This window comes from Fictibacillus sp. Mic-4, assembly GCF_049843615.1.
GTDB lineage: Bacteria > Bacillota > Bacilli > Bacillales > Fictibacillaceae > Fictibacillus_A > Fictibacillus_A gelatini.
The window spans coordinates 1-14,997 of sequence record NZ_JBBHZM010000058.1 but is presented as its reverse complement, the minus strand read 5'-3'; the positions used below and the strand labels follow the sequence as shown (position 1 = coordinate 14,997).

Here is a 14,997-nt window from a genome sequence, read left to right as displayed (position 1 = left end):
CTCCGTAACGTGAAAAATGTCCGAGAGACAGCCTCTAAGGCCAAAATCAGGTCCCCATGACATGGAAAATGTCCTATATATTAAAAAATGGTTTTGTTAGTAGAACAGCGTCAACTATTGTCAGTTTACTAATTTCAAAGAAAAGCATCACAAGCTCTTATGCAGCATTGATTGAACCTATGCAAATTTGCATAACTCATTAATGCATTTGATCGTTTACTTTCTGCAGAAATGATTAAAAATATGCAAAATTGAATAAAAAAGGCCATCTTTTTTTGCAATGACGACAAAAAGATGGCTCTTTCTGTTTTGGCACGGAACTTGCAATATATATTAGTGAATGCCGAAAGGAGGAAACAATGCGATGTTAAATTTAAAAATGTATATAAACGGAGAATGGAGAGACTCCCGAAATAACGAAAAAAGGGATGTAATCAACCCGGCGACAGGAGAAGTTTTTGCACAGGCTGCTGAAGGTACGGTAGAAGATGCGAAAGAAGCAATTGAAGTTGCTAAACGTACATTTGAAAGCGGGGCATGGTCAGAGCTTCCGCCGATCGAACGAGCTTCCTATCTTTTCAAAATTGCAGACAAAATTGATGAATATCATGATGAACTGACGAAGCTTGAAACGATGGATAACGGAAAGCCACACCGGGAAGCTGATGGCGACATTACAGATGCAGCGAATTGTTTCCGTTACTATGCAGGATTAATTACAAAACCGGACGGGCAAACGTATCACGTTGCAGATCCAATGCAAGCGATGGTAGTTAGAGAGCCTGTAGGTGTTTGCGGATTGATCGTGCCGTGGAACTATCCGCTATTAATGAGTGTTTGGAAACTCGCTCCTGCGCTTGCAGCAGGCAATACGGTAGTCTTTAAGCCATCTGAAGTGACACCGGTTACACCGACAAAGCTTTTTGAAATTTTTGAAGAAGTCGGCCTTCCAAAAGGTGTTGCCAATATGGTCATGGGCGCAGGCCCAACCGTTGGAAATGAAATTGCCGAAAGCCATGATGTTGATATGGTTTCCTTCACAGGCGGAACAAAGACAGGAAAACATATTATGAAAGCTGCTGTCGGCAACATGAAGAAAATTTCGCTTGAGCTTGGCGGAAAGTCGCCAAATATCATTTTCGCGGACAGCGATTTTGAAACAGCTGTAGACTGGGCGCTATTCGGCATTTTCTCTGGATCTGGCCAGGTATGTTCTGCCGGCTCGCGCATTCTTGTCGAAGAAAGCATCTATGACAAGTTTGTCGATCGGTTTGTAGAACGGGCAAAGCAAATTAATGTAGGGCCTGGGGATGACGAAAACACAGAAATGGGACCGCTTGTCAGCGAGCAGCATATGGAAAAAGTTTTAAGCTATATCAATATCGGTAAAGAAGAAGGGGCGCGCCTTGCTTGTGGAGGCAACCGCATTACAAAAGACGGCCTTGAAAAAGGATATTTTGTCGAGCCGACCGTGTTTGTCGATGTGACTCCTGATATGCGTATCGTGCAAGAAGAAATCTTCGGGCCAGTTGTCGTTATTCAAAAGTTTAAAGACGAAGAAGACGCAATTAAACTTGCAAATGGCACTGATTACGGCCTTGCTGGTGGCGTATTTACGGTTGACGGGGCAAAAGCGTTGCGCGTCATTAAGAAACTCCGTGCAGGGATTACGTGGATCAATACGTATCACCCGACCTATAACGAAGCGCCATGGGGCGGCTATAAGCAAAGCGGGATCGGCCGCAGCTTAGGAACATTCGGTTTAGAAGAATTCCAGGAAATTAAGCAAATTAACATCAATTTACAGGTAGAGCCAATCGGCTGGTTTAGCAAGTAAAAAAATACGAGGAGAGATCAACATGAGCGTAAATTTAGAAAACAAAAAGTTACAGGAAAAGCAAGAAAATATTCAAGATTATATTAAACAAGTTCTACATTTAATAGAAAAAGATGAAATTACGAAGGAAGATGCGCAGTGGATCACGAAAGAAACAGTTGACGGATTCCGCGAGCATGTTAACCCTGGCTTCCTTGAATACCGCAAAACGGTAACAGAAGGCGGACAATTCGCGGCTGTTGAATGGTCTGACAGCGGCGCAGGCTTTAAAGATGTGAATGGAAAAGAATATATTGACTGTTTAGGCGGATTCGGCATTTACAATGTAGGACACCGCAACCCGAAAGTTGTCAAAGCAGTAACTGACCAATTAAAGCGCCAGGCGCTTCACAGCCAGGATCTTCTTGATCCGCTACGTGCAATGCTTGCGAAAATTTTAGGGGAAATCACGCCTGGAGATCTTAAATATGCATTCTTTACAAACAGCGGTACGGAAAGTGTTGAAGCAGCATTGAAACTTGCCAAAATGTACAGCGAACGGACAACGTTCATTTCTACGACAAAAGCGTTCCATGGTAAGAGCCTTGGTTCCCTTTCCGGAACAGCGAAAGGCATTTTCCGTAAGCCGTTCTTGCCATTAATCCCTGGTTTCCGTCATGTTCCATTCGGGGACATCGACATGATGAGAAAAACATTTGAAGTTTGCGCGTTAACGGGTGAAGATGTGGCGGCTGTGATCTTAGAACCAATCCAAGGAGAAGGCGGAATCATCATCCCTCCAGAAGGCTACTTGAAACAAGTAAGAGAGCTTTGTGATGAGTACGGAGCACTTCTCATTTTGGATGAAGTACAAACGGGTATGGGACGTACAGGAAAAATGTTCGCGGCTGAGTTGTTTGATGTCGTTCCTGATATTATTTGTCTTGCAAAAGCGTTTGGTGGAGGCGTTATGCCAGCAGGCGCCATCGTCGCTCGCGAAAAAGTGTTCAAAAGCTGGTTCGAAAATCCGTTTATGCATACGACGACGTTCGGCGGCAACCCGCTTGCTTGTGCGGCAGCCATTGCAACAATCGACGTATTGTTAGAAGAAAAATTACCAGAACGCGCTGCGGAAGTAGGGGAGTATTTCTTAAATGAACTAAAAGAAGCGGCCAAAGGACACGAAGATAAAGTATTGGAAATCCGCGGCCAGGGATTGATGATCGGTATCGAATTCCATAAAGATGAAATCGGCTATGAAGTGTCAAAAGGAATGTTCGACAACGGCGTTCTTGTCGCAGGTACGCTCATCAACTCGAAAACGATCCGCATTGAGCCTGCGCTTACGATCAGCTATGAAGAAGTCAATACAGTCGTAAAAACATTTAAAGAAGTACTTAAAAACGTAAAAGCTTAAAACTGAAAAAGAAGGATTCGGTTCCTCTTTTAATAGGTAAGTAAAAATGAGCGGCCCTGCCATTTTTGCTTACCTTACTTCTGTAAAAGAAAGGATGTCTATAATGGCTAAAACATTCGTAAACTTGACAACAGCGATTCCGGGCCCTAAATCTCAAGAAATTTTAGAACGGCGCAAACGGGTTGTGCCGCGCGGGATCAGCAATGGAACGACGGCATTTGTAAAAAAGGCAAGCGGAGCTTTAGTGGAAGACGTTGACGGAAATACGTATATTGATTTCGCCGGCGCAATCGGGACAATCAATGTCGGGCATTCCCATCCTGAAGTCGTAAAAGCGATCAAAGATCAAGCTGATCAATTCATTCACACCGGATTTAATGTCATGATGTATGAATCATACATTGAATTGGCTGAAAAAGTGACGGAACTTGCTCCGGGAGATTTCCCGAAACAAGCGGCTTTCTTTAACAGCGGAGCAGAGGCTGTTGAAAATGCCGTTAAAATCGCGCGTAAATATACGAAACGCCAGGGAATCGTTTCCTTTAGAAGAGGGTTCCACGGGCGGACATTAATGACGATGACAATGACGAGCAAAGTGAAGCCTTACAAATATGAATTCGGACCGTTTGCACCAGAAGTGTATAAAGCGGAATATCCATACGCTTATCGCCGTCCGGAAGGCATGACCGAAGAACAATATTCTCAGTACCTCGTTGAACAATTTGAACACTTTTTAATCGCTGATGCCGCTCCGGAATCGATCGCAGCCGTTGTGATGGAACCGGTTCAAGGGGAAGGTGGATTTATCATTCCAACGAAGGAATTTGTTCAGGGCATTTATAACATTTGCAAGAAATACGGCATTCTTTTTGTGGCTGATGAAATTCAAACAGGCTTTAGCCGGACAGGAAAATACTTTGCGATTGACCATTTCGGAGTAGAACCGGATCTTATCACCATTTCAAAATCACTTGGAGCAGGAACACCAATCAGCGGTGTGATCGGACGCGCCGAAATTATGGATGCGGCAAATCCAGGCGAGATCGGCGGAACGTATGCTGGAAGTCCGCTCGGCTGCCAGGCAGCACTTGCGGTCATCAATATTATTGAAAAAGAAAAACTGAACGACCGCGCTGATGTGTTAGGCAATAAAGTCATTGATCATTTTAACCAGCTTGCTGACCGCTTTGAACAAATCGGAGACGTTCGCGGACTCGGAGCGATGTGCGCATTCGAAGTAGTAAAAGATCGAGCAAGCAAAACGCCGGATAAAGAAGCAGTTGGAAAAATTGTAAAAGAAGCAAATGACAGAGGGCTTCTATTATTAAGCGCCGGCGTATACGGCAATGTCATCCGCATTTTAATGCCGCTAACCATTACGGACGAGCAGCTTGAAGAAGGTCTTGCCATTTTAACAGAATCGGTTGAAGCCGTATTTGCACCACAATATGCGTAAGTGAGGTGAATGTAGTGAGTAGTGTCATCGAAAAAAATAAATTTTATCCAATGTATATTAACGGTGAATGGGTCGGAGAAAATCTGACTGAATTTACGGATGTTCTCAACCCGGCGACAAAAGAAGTCGTAGGCATCATTCCGCGCGGCGGAAAAGAAGAAGCGGCGCTAGCTGTCGATGCAGCCTTTGACGCGTTTAAAAGCTGGCCGAAAAAAACGGCGGAAGAACGCTCTAACCTTCTTATGAAGTGGTTTAATTTGATTGAAGAAGAGAAGGAAGAAATCGGCAAGTTAATGACGATGGAACAAGGGAAGCCGTTAAATGAAGCGATTGGCGAAATGAGTTATGCGAACAGCTTTATTAAATGGTACGCCGAAGAAGCAAAGCGTGTTTATGGAGAAACGATCCCTGCTTCCGCAACAAACAAACGTCTTCTCGTTCGTAAAGAGCCAGTCGGCGTTATTGCTGCGATTACACCGTGGAACTTCCCGGCCGCGATGATTACACGGAAAGTCGGCCCGGCTCTTGCTGCCGGATGTACCGCCGTCGTGAAACCGGCCGAGCAAACACCGCTAACGGCGTTAAAATTAGCGGAACTTGCGGAAAAAGCGGGCATACCAAAAGGAGTATTCAATGTCGTCACCGGAAAGGCATCGGCGATCGGCGAAGCGTGGATGAAAGACAGCCGTGTGCGGAAAATCACCTTTACAGGCTCGACAGAAGTCGGAAAAATTTTAATGCGCCAGGCAGCGGATAACGTAAAGAAAATTTCCCTCGAATTGGGCGGAAATGCTCCATTTATCGTCATGGATGATGCAAATTTAGAAAAAGCGGCAAAAAATTTAGTCGCTTCCAAGTTTAGAAATGCGGGTCAAACGTGCATTTGTACAAACCGCGTATACGTCCATGAAAATGTGATGGAGGAGTTTGTCGAATTATTTAAAAAGGAATTGTCGGAATTAAAAGTAGGAAACGGACTTGAAGAAGGAACCGGAATCGGACCATTAATTGATGAAGCGGCGGTAGAAAAAGTGCAGTCGCTCATCGAAGATGCCGAAAAGAAAGGCGCAACTATCGTCTATCGCGGCGAAAAACCTGCTGGTGCCAACGGCTATTTCTACGAACCTACCATTATGACGAATGTTCATGAAGACATGCTTTGCATAAAAGAAGAAATATTCGGCCCGCTCGCTCCAATCGTATCCTTTACAACGGAAGAGGAAGTTATCCGCCAGGCGAACGATACGAATTTTGGACTGGCTGCCTATATTTTCACGGAAAATTTAAGCCGTGCGATTCGCATCAGTGAAGCGCTCGAATATGGCATTGTCGGATTGAATGACGGCCTTCCATCAACGGCCCAGGCGCCATTCGGCGGATATAAAGAAAGCGGACTCGGCCGCGAAGGCGGACACCATGGCATTGAAGAATATTTAGAAACAAAGTATATTTCCATCGGGTTTGATGAATAATAGAGTAGAGGGCCTCTCGTGATGAGAATGCCCTCTTTTTTCATTTCTTTTCCTGAACTGAACCGATTTTGATTCCAGTGTTAGAAAAAAAGCCACTTTATTTATTGCGATACAAGAGCTTAAAAAAAGTAGAATCCCGTTTGTCTGATGTACCTCATTGAAGTCTTAATCTTGGCCGGCAGTTTTTCCGATTAGCGTCCGGAAAAACAAATAGCTGAGGCCAGAGGAGATCCAGCCTCAGTTTGATGTTATGCAAGCGTCTCGTATATTAGCTGCTTACAGTCGTTGTAGCACTTTTTTTCATACGTTTCACCCGATTAGGGACGGATTGCTCTTTAGATGGATTGCTCCCTCGAATAAAGAATGACAAAATAAAGGCTGCCACAGTCAAATAGGTTGCGACCATATACGCATCATTAATTCCCATTACTGTGCCTTGATTGACGGCCATGGCCATATGGACTTTATCCGTTGGCAAAATATGATGTTGGCTAACAATCGTTTTCACATGGCTTTCCCCTTGATTCGTCATAATGGAGACAAAAAAGGCCATGCCTACTGCCCCGGCTACCATTCTAAATGTGTTAACCATAGCAGTGCCATATTTATTTAAATGAAGTCCAAGATCATTCAGGCCGGCGGTAAAGATGGGCATCATTAAGATGGACATGCCAAACATCCGGACCGTATAAACCCACAAAATATAGAAGAAGGACGTATCGGTTTGGAGCCTTGTCAAAGCATATGTCGTAAGAATCGTAATCGCTAGGCCGATAATCGCTAACCATTTTGCCCCATATTTATCAAAAAGTTTCCCCGTAATTGGCGACATAATCCCCATGACGATTCCGCCTGGCAACAGCATAAACCCTGCTTCGAGCGGGCTGAAGCCGCGGACATTTTGCATATAGATGGGCATTAAAATCATTCCGGAGAACATGGACATCGTTACTATGACGTTTATAATCGCTGTTAAACTAAACATCTTGTATTTAAAAATGCGAAATTCTAAAATAGGATGCTTGACAGACAGCTGACGCCAAACAAACAGAATCAGGCTGATTCCACCAATACTAAACAAGGCGATAACTTCTGGATGATTCCATCCTTTCGTCCCGGCTGTTGAAAAGCCGTAAAGGAGGCCGCCAAAACCAATGGTGGATAAAATGACGCCAGGGACATCCAATTTAGGACGTTTTGTTTCTGTCACATTTTTTACAAGAAAAATAGCGAGTATAAAGTCTAAAAGGGCGATAGGAGCAATGATATAAAAAATAACCTGCCACGAAAAAGTTTCAATAATCCAGCCTGCCCATGTCGGGCCAATCGCCGGGGCAAAGTTCATCGCAACACCGAAGATCCCCATTGCAAACCCGCGCCGCTCAAGCGGAAATAAGGTAAAAATGACATTTGTAATTAAAGGAAAAAGGATCCCGGCACCTATTGCTTGCACAACCCGGGCGATTAACATAATCGAGAAAGCAGGCGCTGCCGCACATAGGAATGTTCCAATCACAAAAATCCCCATAGAGAATAAAAACAGTTGCCTCGTTGTATAGCGATCCATTAAATAAGCGGTGATCGGGATAACAATTCCATTGGTTAACATGAAGATCGTACTGAGCCAATTGGCAGTAACAGCAGAAATTTGATAGTAATCCATAATTTTGGGCAATGCGACAGCAATGACGGTTTGATTTAAAAATGCTACAAATGCACCGGCAAGAAGAACCGCAAAAATTGGCGCTATCCTCATTTTTTTGTTTGATGCGATGGTGTCCAAGTAAAAATACCCTCCTATATGATTTTTGAATTTGGATAACTTAAAGGTTAGACATTTCAAGACAACATGGTTATATGTGGATAGAAGAAGAATAAAGAAATAACTGAAAGTGAATGGTCGTGGCTAAAAAGTTAATAAACTTAATAATCTATTATTATAAGTTTCAAGGTCTATTGTCAAACGAATTGCATTTTACATCTAAAGTCCGTTGATTCATACAAAATGGCAGTGATCTAAAAATAGACGATAAAAAAGGGCGCCGGAAAGTCAACTATACTGGCTTTCCGGATGGCCCCTTAGCGATTATTGTTTTATGAAGCTTTTGGTCCAATCATAGACCGTTTTTCCGTCTACAATTGTTAATTGTACTTTAGTGTGCGGTATTTCTTCTGCCGGGATGGCAAAAAGGTCTCGTTCGAGAACGACGATATCGGCCAATTTTCCTGCTTCAAGTGTGCCGAGCTCATGTTCTCTAAACGAACCATAGGCTGAACCGATCGTATATGCCTTCAAGGCTTCAGCGAGGGTGATACGCTCATGCGGATGCCATACATCTTTTCCGCCACTGTCGATTCGCGTGATCGCACGGTAGATTTGGAGAAGCGGGTTCAGTTGGTCAATCGGGAAGTCCGTTCCAAATGCGAGTTTAGCCCCGGATCTTTGCAATGTGTTAATCGAGAATACATATTTTTCCCGGTCGCTCCCGATCCGCTCTGTATAAACGCCGCGTTCTGACATCGCAAAATGGTCAGGCTGCATGGAAGCAGTAACGCCAAGTTCGTTAAACCGATGAATATCATCCGGATGAATGACCTCAACATGCTCAATAGAGTGACGTGAATCTCTTTTTCCATTCGCTTTTTGCGCTTCCTCATAGGCGTCCAAAGCAAGTCGGATCGCTGCATCGCCAATCGCATGGAAACGAATGCTGAATCCCTCTCGATCGGCTTCGGTCACCCATTTTTTAATTGTCTCAGGCGGGAAAGAAGTTTCCCCGCGAGTTTCGGGTTGATCGGCATAAGGTTCAAGCAAAAAGGCCGTTCTTGCCGTAATGACACCATCGATGAATTGCTTCAGCCCTGAAACACGGAGCTTGTCTGATTGGTACGCATTCCGCAATTGTTTCGCCCGTTCGATATCACCATTTAAAGCGGGCCATAAATGAATGCGTGTCGTTAATTCGCCGCGATCCTCAAACTCTTTGAAAAGCCCAAAGTCATCAAGGATTTCCAGTGATTCCGTCGCAAATAAATCGTGAACAGCCGTTACCCCGTAACTTGCGGCATGGCGTAAGAAGTTCGTGAAAATCTCGGTTTTTTGCTCCTTTGAAAAAGTAAACGCATGCCGGATGACTGCCCCCATTGCCTTTTCGTATAAAATTCCATTCGGTTCCCCATCTTCATCTTTGCCGATTATGCCGTAAGAAGGGTTTTCTGTCTCACGTGTAATGTTTGCGATTTCCAGAGCCTTTGAATTCACCCATGCATAGTGGCCTTCGGCGTGAAACAGAATCGCTGGACGATCAGGCAGAATGCGGTCGAGCGAATAGCGATTCGGCAACTTTTGCGTATCCCAATAGCCCGCATCCCAGGTAAACCCGATCACCCATGGATTTTCAAGGTTCGAATCAGCAAATTCCTTGATCATATTAAGTGCTTCTTGTTCCGAACGGGCCGAAAAAAGGTCGACGCTGTTCAATGAAACCGCCCCATGCATAATATGCAGGTGGAAATCATGGAATCCCGGCATGATTAGTTGATCATGAAATTGATAGATTTTCGTATATTCACCTTTAAAAGCATTAATTTCTTCTTCAGAACCGACCGCAATGATACGATTGTTTGCAATCGCAATCGATGCGGGTTCCGGCCGATCGGCAAGACCGGTAAATACTTTGTTGCCTGTAATAATCATATCAGCTAGTTGACTCATAAAATAAACCATTCCTTTCTATTGTTATACTTTTCTACATCACAATTAAGCTTCTTCAAAGCTAAGCTGGGGAGGGGGCTGCCTGAACATTTTTGTTAAATTCAATAAATAGATTAATCCTATAAGAAGCCAGCTGCCTCTGAGCATAAGAGAGTGCTTATCTAATTTGATAAAAAATAGTCCGATAAGCGCCGCACCGATGATCGGGATAATGAAGTATTGAATGGTCCCTTTCACTGACCGCTTTTTCTCCCGAATAAAATAATGGGCGATAACAGAAAGATTCACGAAGAAAAAGGCAAACAACGCTCCAAAGTTTATAAGAGATACCGCGGTTGTAAGATTGAGGAAAAGAGCGCTTAACGCGATTACGCCAATTATCACAAGATTAAATACAGGTGTCCGGTATTTTGGCGAAAGATAGCCAAACACCTTTTTCGGCAATACATTTTCCCGGCCCATCGCATATAAAATGCGCGATGCGCTTGTCCCGGAGGCAACAGATGAAGCAAAGGATGCCGTTAATCCAACCGCAACAATAAAGCTTGTGAATACGTTTCCACCAATGTACATGGCAATTTCGATATAAGCCGATTCGGGGTCTTTAAATGATTGAAAGTCCGGAAAAATAAGTTGTGAAAAATAAGCGCTTACAATGTACAACAGGCCGCCAATCAACGTAATGGAATAAATCGCTTTCGGCAACGTTCTCTTCGGGTGCTTCGTTTCTTCCGACAGCGCCGTTACGGCATCAAACCCTAAAAAGGTAAAACAGAGAATAGGAATTACCGAAAGAAATGTCGGTATTTTAATTTCGGAATCGAAAAACGGCACGGCTGAAAATAATGTCCCGGCACCTTTTCCTTCAAACAATCCTTTAATCGATAAGACGAAAAACACCAAAAAGACGAGAAGTTGTAGCAGGAGCAAGTACGTATTGAACTTCGCTGCAAATTTTATGCCAAGAATATTGACTGTAGTGATAATAATGATGAAAGATATAATCCAAACAAACATTGGAATGGAAGGAAAGTAAGCCCTTAGCGAAATACCGAGAAGCAATGAACTGATCATCGGGCTAAACACATAATCAATTAAAATCGTCCAGCCAACGAGAAAGCCGATATGCGGACTAATTGATTTTTGCGTAAACGTATAAGCGGCACCAGCGTTCGGAAACGCTTTCACTAATTGGGCATAACTATAAGCAGTAAATAACATAACAATTAAAGCTACCGCATAAGCCGTAGGAATCATGCCGTTTGTGCTTTGTACTGCAACCCCATACGTTGAGAAAAAGGTTTGCGGCGCCATAAACGCCAATCCGAAAAAAATGACGTACTTTAACGTTAACGAACGGTGAAGAGATGGCGAATTCGTCTTCTCCATTAATCAATCCTCCTCATATTTATAAGTGAACTAATGATCATTAGCTAATGTTAATAATGCATATATCATGCCAAATTTGAATAATTCAAAAAACTATTTTGATAATTGCTGATTAATTGTAATCAATACTGTTATTTCACTTAATGGCGCAGTCATGTTTATTCGAAATTGCATAAATTAACCGGATTTGCATAAATAAGATGTACATGACAAAAGGACTATTTCCGTTAAAAGGGAATAGTCCTTTCGATTATTATTTGCTCATTTTTGCTTCAACGGAAGCGAGCTTCGATTCCATCGTTGATTTTTTATCCCGGCGGTCGTCGATTCGAATATTGGTAGCGACACGCTTGATCCCTTTTTGAAAAGGAACTTCATGAAGCTGTTCAATCACTTCAAACACGTCTTTCAAATCCCCTTCAATTAACGTGCTCATCGGGGTCAATCGATACGTTACCCTGTCCGAATTTTCCTCAAGCACCTTTTGGATTTGAGCGATATATTCACTCACGCTCGGCGTTTCAGTCCCAATAGGGATGATTGTTATATCTGCAATTGCCATAATTAAGCCTCCTCTCCTAATAGTTTTCTTTAGTAGTATACCATTTAACGTGATTCCTCGGGCTCAAAGCAGGCGGAAAATGGACAGCTTAATTTTCTGAGAATTCGTTTACAAACATATGTTCTATATGATAAAATATACACAGCCAGGTTCATTCTAATTCAAAGGAGACTTAAAATGAATAATCGAATTCAGTCATTAACCGTGTTGGTTGTTTCTGATTTAGAAAAGTCGAAATCTTTTTACAAAGAAGTGCTTGGATGTGACGTGACGGATTGGTGGGCCATTCGGGATGATGAGATTAAACTTGGATTCAAACTTATACAGGCAAAAGAAAATCAAGCGGTTTCTCCGAATACGATTGGGGACAGAATCGTCTGGGATACGTATGCTTACGCGGATGATTTTGCTTCCTTAGAAACTTTGTATAAAGAATGGAAACAAAAAGGTGGCACTATTGTTCAGGAGCCGACAGTGACCGAATTTGAATGGGGGAAATGGAAGGAATTTGCCATTCAGGATCCTGACGGCTACGTTTTGGCAATTGGCACTGCGGATAAGTCATAATCCATAACCCTGAATTTTATAAATATGATTGATAAACTAGCCCGGCAACCCGATTGGGATCCGTTGATTTGTAGAACGACAAGTAAACAGGGATTAAACGAGGAAGTGAAAACAGCGCTCGAGAACATTCAGTGATTCGAATTTGAGTTACTTTTCAAGTTTACGCTGGAAGCGGCATTTCCGGTGACTTAGCCTAGTAGCAAACAGTAGAACGCTAAATCTATAATTCTTATAAAAAAACCCTAAGAAATGTATTCTTAGGGCAAAAACATTAATTTTTCCATAGTGGATTAAGTTCTTAAAATAGATGGGGAATGAGCCACTCTACCATTTTTTTTTGCTAAAAAAGACGATGAATTTGGAACTCCGCCTTCTCTTTCAGCCAAAAAAACTGGAGGTTTAGCTTTTTCAAAATGGGAAGTACTTTTGTGAGAGTGAATTTCCTTAAAGTTAAGTACACTAATTGTAAGTGCTGCTGGAAGTATCATTGTGCAGGCTATTAATTTGGATTTTTTCATTTTAAAGCCACCTTTTCAAGAATTTTTTGTCTCACTTCTTTTGCTAATTCATAGTAGTCAACTGCTTCTTTGTATCTTTCTTTTTCTTTATAAAAAGAAGCAAGTTCTTCAGCATAACTTTCAACATTTAACCATAATTTTTCTTTGTAAAAGTAGGAAATTCCTTCTTTAAAAGTTTCTTCGAAGTAATTTTCATTTGATTGAAGATAAGTTGCATTCAAAAGTTTAAAACGGTAAAGATACTCTTGATTACCTTGAATCTCACAAGATCTCTTTCCTTGGTCATACCAAAACTTTGCTTCTTCAATGGCATTTAATTTACAGTATTCCCTTGTTAAAAGAAATAGAATAGTCGGATATTTTTCATATTCCTTATCAGAAGATAGTTTATTTAGATAACGGAGTGCCACTTCTGATAGATTTTGTTCTGCATAAAGTAAACCAAGATTATGGTAAACAAATTTTTTGAGTTCCTCATCCTTACATTTATTTGCACAGTCTAAAGCAGAATGAAATTGAACTTCAGCTTGCTCAAACTGTTTCATATCTACACAATTAAGCCCAATTAAAAGTTCGCAATGAGCAACCCTTTTTGAAAAATTGGGGGTTAACTGAAAGATATCGATTGCTTTTTTAACATAATCTGTAGATAAATATGTTTGGCGAAACTGATAATAAAGAGAAGCTAATTTATAATAAAACTCAGCCCGTTCAACATCATCAGAAACAAAACTTAACTTTTTTTCTGCCAATTCGTAGTTTTCCAATGCTGCCTCATAGTTTCTCGTGTTGTATAAGTAAATTCCCTTTAAAAAGAAAAAGTAAAAGGTTTGTAAACCGTCCATTTCTGTTTGATATGATTCAACTTTTGGAAGAAGTGATGTTATCTCTTCGGAGTTTTTTTGAAGCAATTGATGTCGAAATTCTAGAAGTAGGTAATCGATAAATTTTGATTGGTTTTCTTCAATGCTGCTGAGTTTGTTTTGCACATTTTTCCTGACTTGTTCAGCCCGTTCAATCTCACTTGTTCGTATGTACTGATTCCATGTATTAAGCAAGCTTGTCAACTGATCGGAACCTACTACATCTAAGTCCAATTGAATCCCCCTCTGTCTAAAATATTTCTTTCTACCTATTTCCATCGTAACATAAAAATTGGAAAATGGTTTTGGGAAAATTGGACGAATTAAAGTATAAATATTGAGGGGAAATGCAACGATTTTCCCAAGTTGTTACTCTATTCGGATTGAAAAAGAAAAAAAGACGACTTTATTTCAAATAGTAGGACACATGTGATAGAGGATTAGGGATCAAGAAGCAATAAAAAGACACGATCATCATGCCAGGAAAAGTTAATTCTCAACAAAAAGAACACGGAAATTTATCCGTGTTCATGTTTCCTATTATACAGCCTTTGGATTCAACGTAACGTCAATGTTTCCTCTTGTCGCTTTTGAATAAGGACATACTTTGTGGGCTTCTTCCGCTAACATTTCAGCATCTTCCTGGCTGACTCCATTAACTTCTACATTTAACGTTACGCCAATTTTAAATCCTTTATCTTCTGGATCTTTCAAGAAACTTACATCGGCCGTCACGCTTGTATCGACATCCATCTTTTTTTTCGAGGCGACAAGATTAAGCGCTCCATTGTAGCAGGAAGCATAAGCGGCGGCAAATAGTTGCTCTGGATTTGTCCCTCTTTCATTTGTTTTTTCCGTCGGCATCACCAAATTCAGGTCGAGTACTCCATCGTCCGATTTTACGTGCCCCTGGCGTCCGCCTTTTGCTGTTGCATGGGCCGTGAATAGTACCTCACTCATTGCGGAATCACTCCTTGTTTTTATTTAAGTTAATAGATTGCGTTGTTATGTAGAAGACTTTACCCTTATTCATTTAAAGTTAAAACACATTTAAATAGAAAATAGATATTTAGTAAGCTGGACCTGTTTGTAAAAATTTAAATAGGCAAAAAGTATCAATTTATCCTATAAGCATTCACACAGAAAAACATTTTGCTATAATTAGGAAAAAGTAAAAGTTTCCCTATTTTACACGGCAGGTGTACATATATGATCGATAATC

12 protein-coding genes are annotated in these 14,997 nt (G+C 41.6%); 5 read left to right on the top strand and 7 right to left on the bottom strand.

The annotated features are described in order from the left end of the window. The first annotated feature begins 364 nt into the window (after positions 1–364). The 4 genes from WD019_RS20415 (at position 365) to WD019_RS20400 (ending at position 6,161) form a co-directional block, all read left to right on the top strand. The gene (locus WD019_RS20415; RefSeq protein ID WP_425712648.1) at positions 365–1,837 is read left to right on the top strand and encodes an aldehyde dehydrogenase family protein; all 1,473 of its coding nucleotides are present in this window, start codon (positions 365–367) and stop codon (positions 1,835–1,837) included. Between the two features lie 22 nt (positions 1,838–1,859). Beyond that, the gene (locus tag WD019_RS20410; protein ID WP_425712647.1) at positions 1,860–3,233 is read left to right on the top strand and encodes a putrescine aminotransferase; all 1,374 of its coding nucleotides are present in this window, start codon (positions 1,860–1,862) and stop codon (positions 3,231–3,233) included. Between the two features lie 100 nt (positions 3,234–3,333). Next, positions 3,334–4,689, top strand: coding sequence for a 4-aminobutyrate--2-oxoglutarate transaminase (gene gabT / locus WD019_RS20405; RefSeq protein ID WP_425712651.1), 1,356 nt, complete (start codon positions 3,334–3,336; stop codon positions 4,687–4,689). A gap of 50 nt (positions 4,690–4,739) precedes the next feature. Continuing rightward, the gene (locus WD019_RS20400) at positions 4,740–6,161 is read left to right on the top strand and encodes an NAD-dependent succinate-semialdehyde dehydrogenase (RefSeq protein ID WP_425712650.1); all 1,422 of its coding nucleotides are present in this window, start codon (positions 4,740–4,742) and stop codon (positions 6,159–6,161) included. 268 nt (positions 6,162–6,429) lie between these two features. On the opposite strand, the gene WD019_RS20395 is transcribed toward WD019_RS20400, so the two are convergent. The 4 genes from WD019_RS20395 to WD019_RS20380 all read right to left on the bottom strand — a co-directional run bounded on the left by WD019_RS20395 (position 6,430) and on the right by WD019_RS20380 (position 11,827). After that, on the bottom strand, positions 6,430–7,917 hold the full coding sequence (locus WD019_RS20395; protein WP_425712649.1) for a DHA2 family efflux MFS transporter permease subunit: 1,488 nt from the start codon (positions 7,915–7,917) through the stop codon (positions 6,430–6,432). A gap of 330 nt (positions 7,918–8,247) precedes the next feature. Further along, positions 8,248–9,876 (bottom strand): amidohydrolase, encoded by a 1,629-nt coding sequence (locus WD019_RS20390; RefSeq protein ID WP_425712646.1) that lies wholly within the window; start codon positions 9,874–9,876, stop codon positions 8,248–8,250. 45 nt (positions 9,877–9,921) lie between these two features. Beyond that, positions 9,922–11,265 (bottom strand): APC family permease, encoded by a 1,344-nt coding sequence (locus tag WD019_RS20385; RefSeq protein WP_425712645.1) that lies wholly within the window; start codon positions 11,263–11,265, stop codon positions 9,922–9,924. A gap of 253 nt (positions 11,266–11,518) precedes the next feature. Further along, a complete protein-coding gene (locus tag WD019_RS20380) occupies positions 11,519–11,827 on the bottom strand; it encodes an MTH1187 family thiamine-binding protein (protein WP_026678449.1) in 309 nt (102 codons plus the stop codon). A 177-nt stretch (positions 11,828–12,004) separates the two neighbouring features. Here WD019_RS20380 and WD019_RS20375 point away from each other — a divergent pair, with 177 nt between their 5' ends. Continuing rightward, positions 12,005–12,394: a VOC family protein gene (locus WD019_RS20375; protein WP_026678448.1), complete on the top strand. Its 390-nt coding sequence runs from the start codon at positions 12,005–12,007 to the stop codon at positions 12,392–12,394. A 290-nt stretch (positions 12,395–12,684) separates the two neighbouring features. Here WD019_RS20375 and WD019_RS20370 read toward each other — a convergent pair whose 3' ends face one another. From WD019_RS20370 to WD019_RS20360, 3 genes are all read right to left on the bottom strand, one after another. Beyond that, the gene (locus tag WD019_RS20370; protein WP_425712644.1) at positions 12,685–12,912 is read right to left on the bottom strand and encodes a hypothetical protein; all 228 of its coding nucleotides are present in this window, start codon (positions 12,910–12,912) and stop codon (positions 12,685–12,687) included. Then, positions 12,909–14,009 (bottom strand): hypothetical protein, encoded by a 1,101-nt coding sequence (locus WD019_RS20365; protein WP_425712643.1) that lies wholly within the window; start codon positions 14,007–14,009, stop codon positions 12,909–12,911. The genes WD019_RS20370 and WD019_RS20365 overlap by 4 nt, the downstream gene beginning before the upstream one ends. Positions 14,010–14,315: 306 nt before the next feature. After that, complete coding sequence (locus WD019_RS20360; protein ID WP_425712642.1) at positions 14,316–14,735, bottom strand: organic hydroperoxide resistance protein; 420 nt, start codon at positions 14,733–14,735, stop codon at positions 14,316–14,318. Positions 14,736–14,997: the final 262 nt, after the last annotated feature.

What these genes read in the sequence shown, in the direction of transcription:
- WD019_RS20415 (WP_425712648.1), top strand. Translation starts at nt 365, where the DNA reads ATGTTAAATTTAAAAATGTATATAAACGGAGAATGGAGAGACTCCCGA.
- WD019_RS20360 (WP_425712642.1), bottom strand. Translation starts at nt 14,735, where the DNA reads ATGAGTGAGGTACTATTCACGGCCCATGCAACAGCAAAAGGCGGACGC.
- WD019_RS20395 (WP_425712649.1), bottom strand. Translation starts at nt 7,917, where the DNA reads ATGAGGATAGCGCCAATTTTTGCGGTTCTTCTTGCCGGTGCATTTGTA.
- WD019_RS20410 (WP_425712647.1), top strand. Translation starts at nt 1,860, where the DNA reads ATGAGCGTAAATTTAGAAAACAAAAAGTTACAGGAAAAGCAAGAAAAT.
- WD019_RS20380 (WP_026678449.1), bottom strand. Translation starts at nt 11,827, where the DNA reads ATGGCAATTGCAGATATAACAATCATCCCTATTGGGACTGAAACGCCG.
- WD019_RS20385 (WP_425712645.1), bottom strand. Translation starts at nt 11,265, where the DNA reads ATGGAGAAGACGAATTCGCCATCTCTTCACCGTTCGTTAACGTTAAAG.
- WD019_RS20370 (WP_425712644.1), bottom strand. Translation starts at nt 12,912, where the DNA reads ATGAAAAAATCCAAATTAATAGCCTGCACAATGATACTTCCAGCAGCA.
- WD019_RS20400 (WP_425712650.1), top strand. Translation starts at nt 4,740, where the DNA reads ATGTATATTAACGGTGAATGGGTCGGAGAAAATCTGACTGAATTTACG.
- WD019_RS20375 (WP_026678448.1), top strand. Translation starts at nt 12,005, where the DNA reads ATGAATAATCGAATTCAGTCATTAACCGTGTTGGTTGTTTCTGATTTA.
- WD019_RS20390 (WP_425712646.1), bottom strand. Translation starts at nt 9,876, where the DNA reads ATGAGTCAACTAGCTGATATGATTATTACAGGCAACAAAGTATTTACC.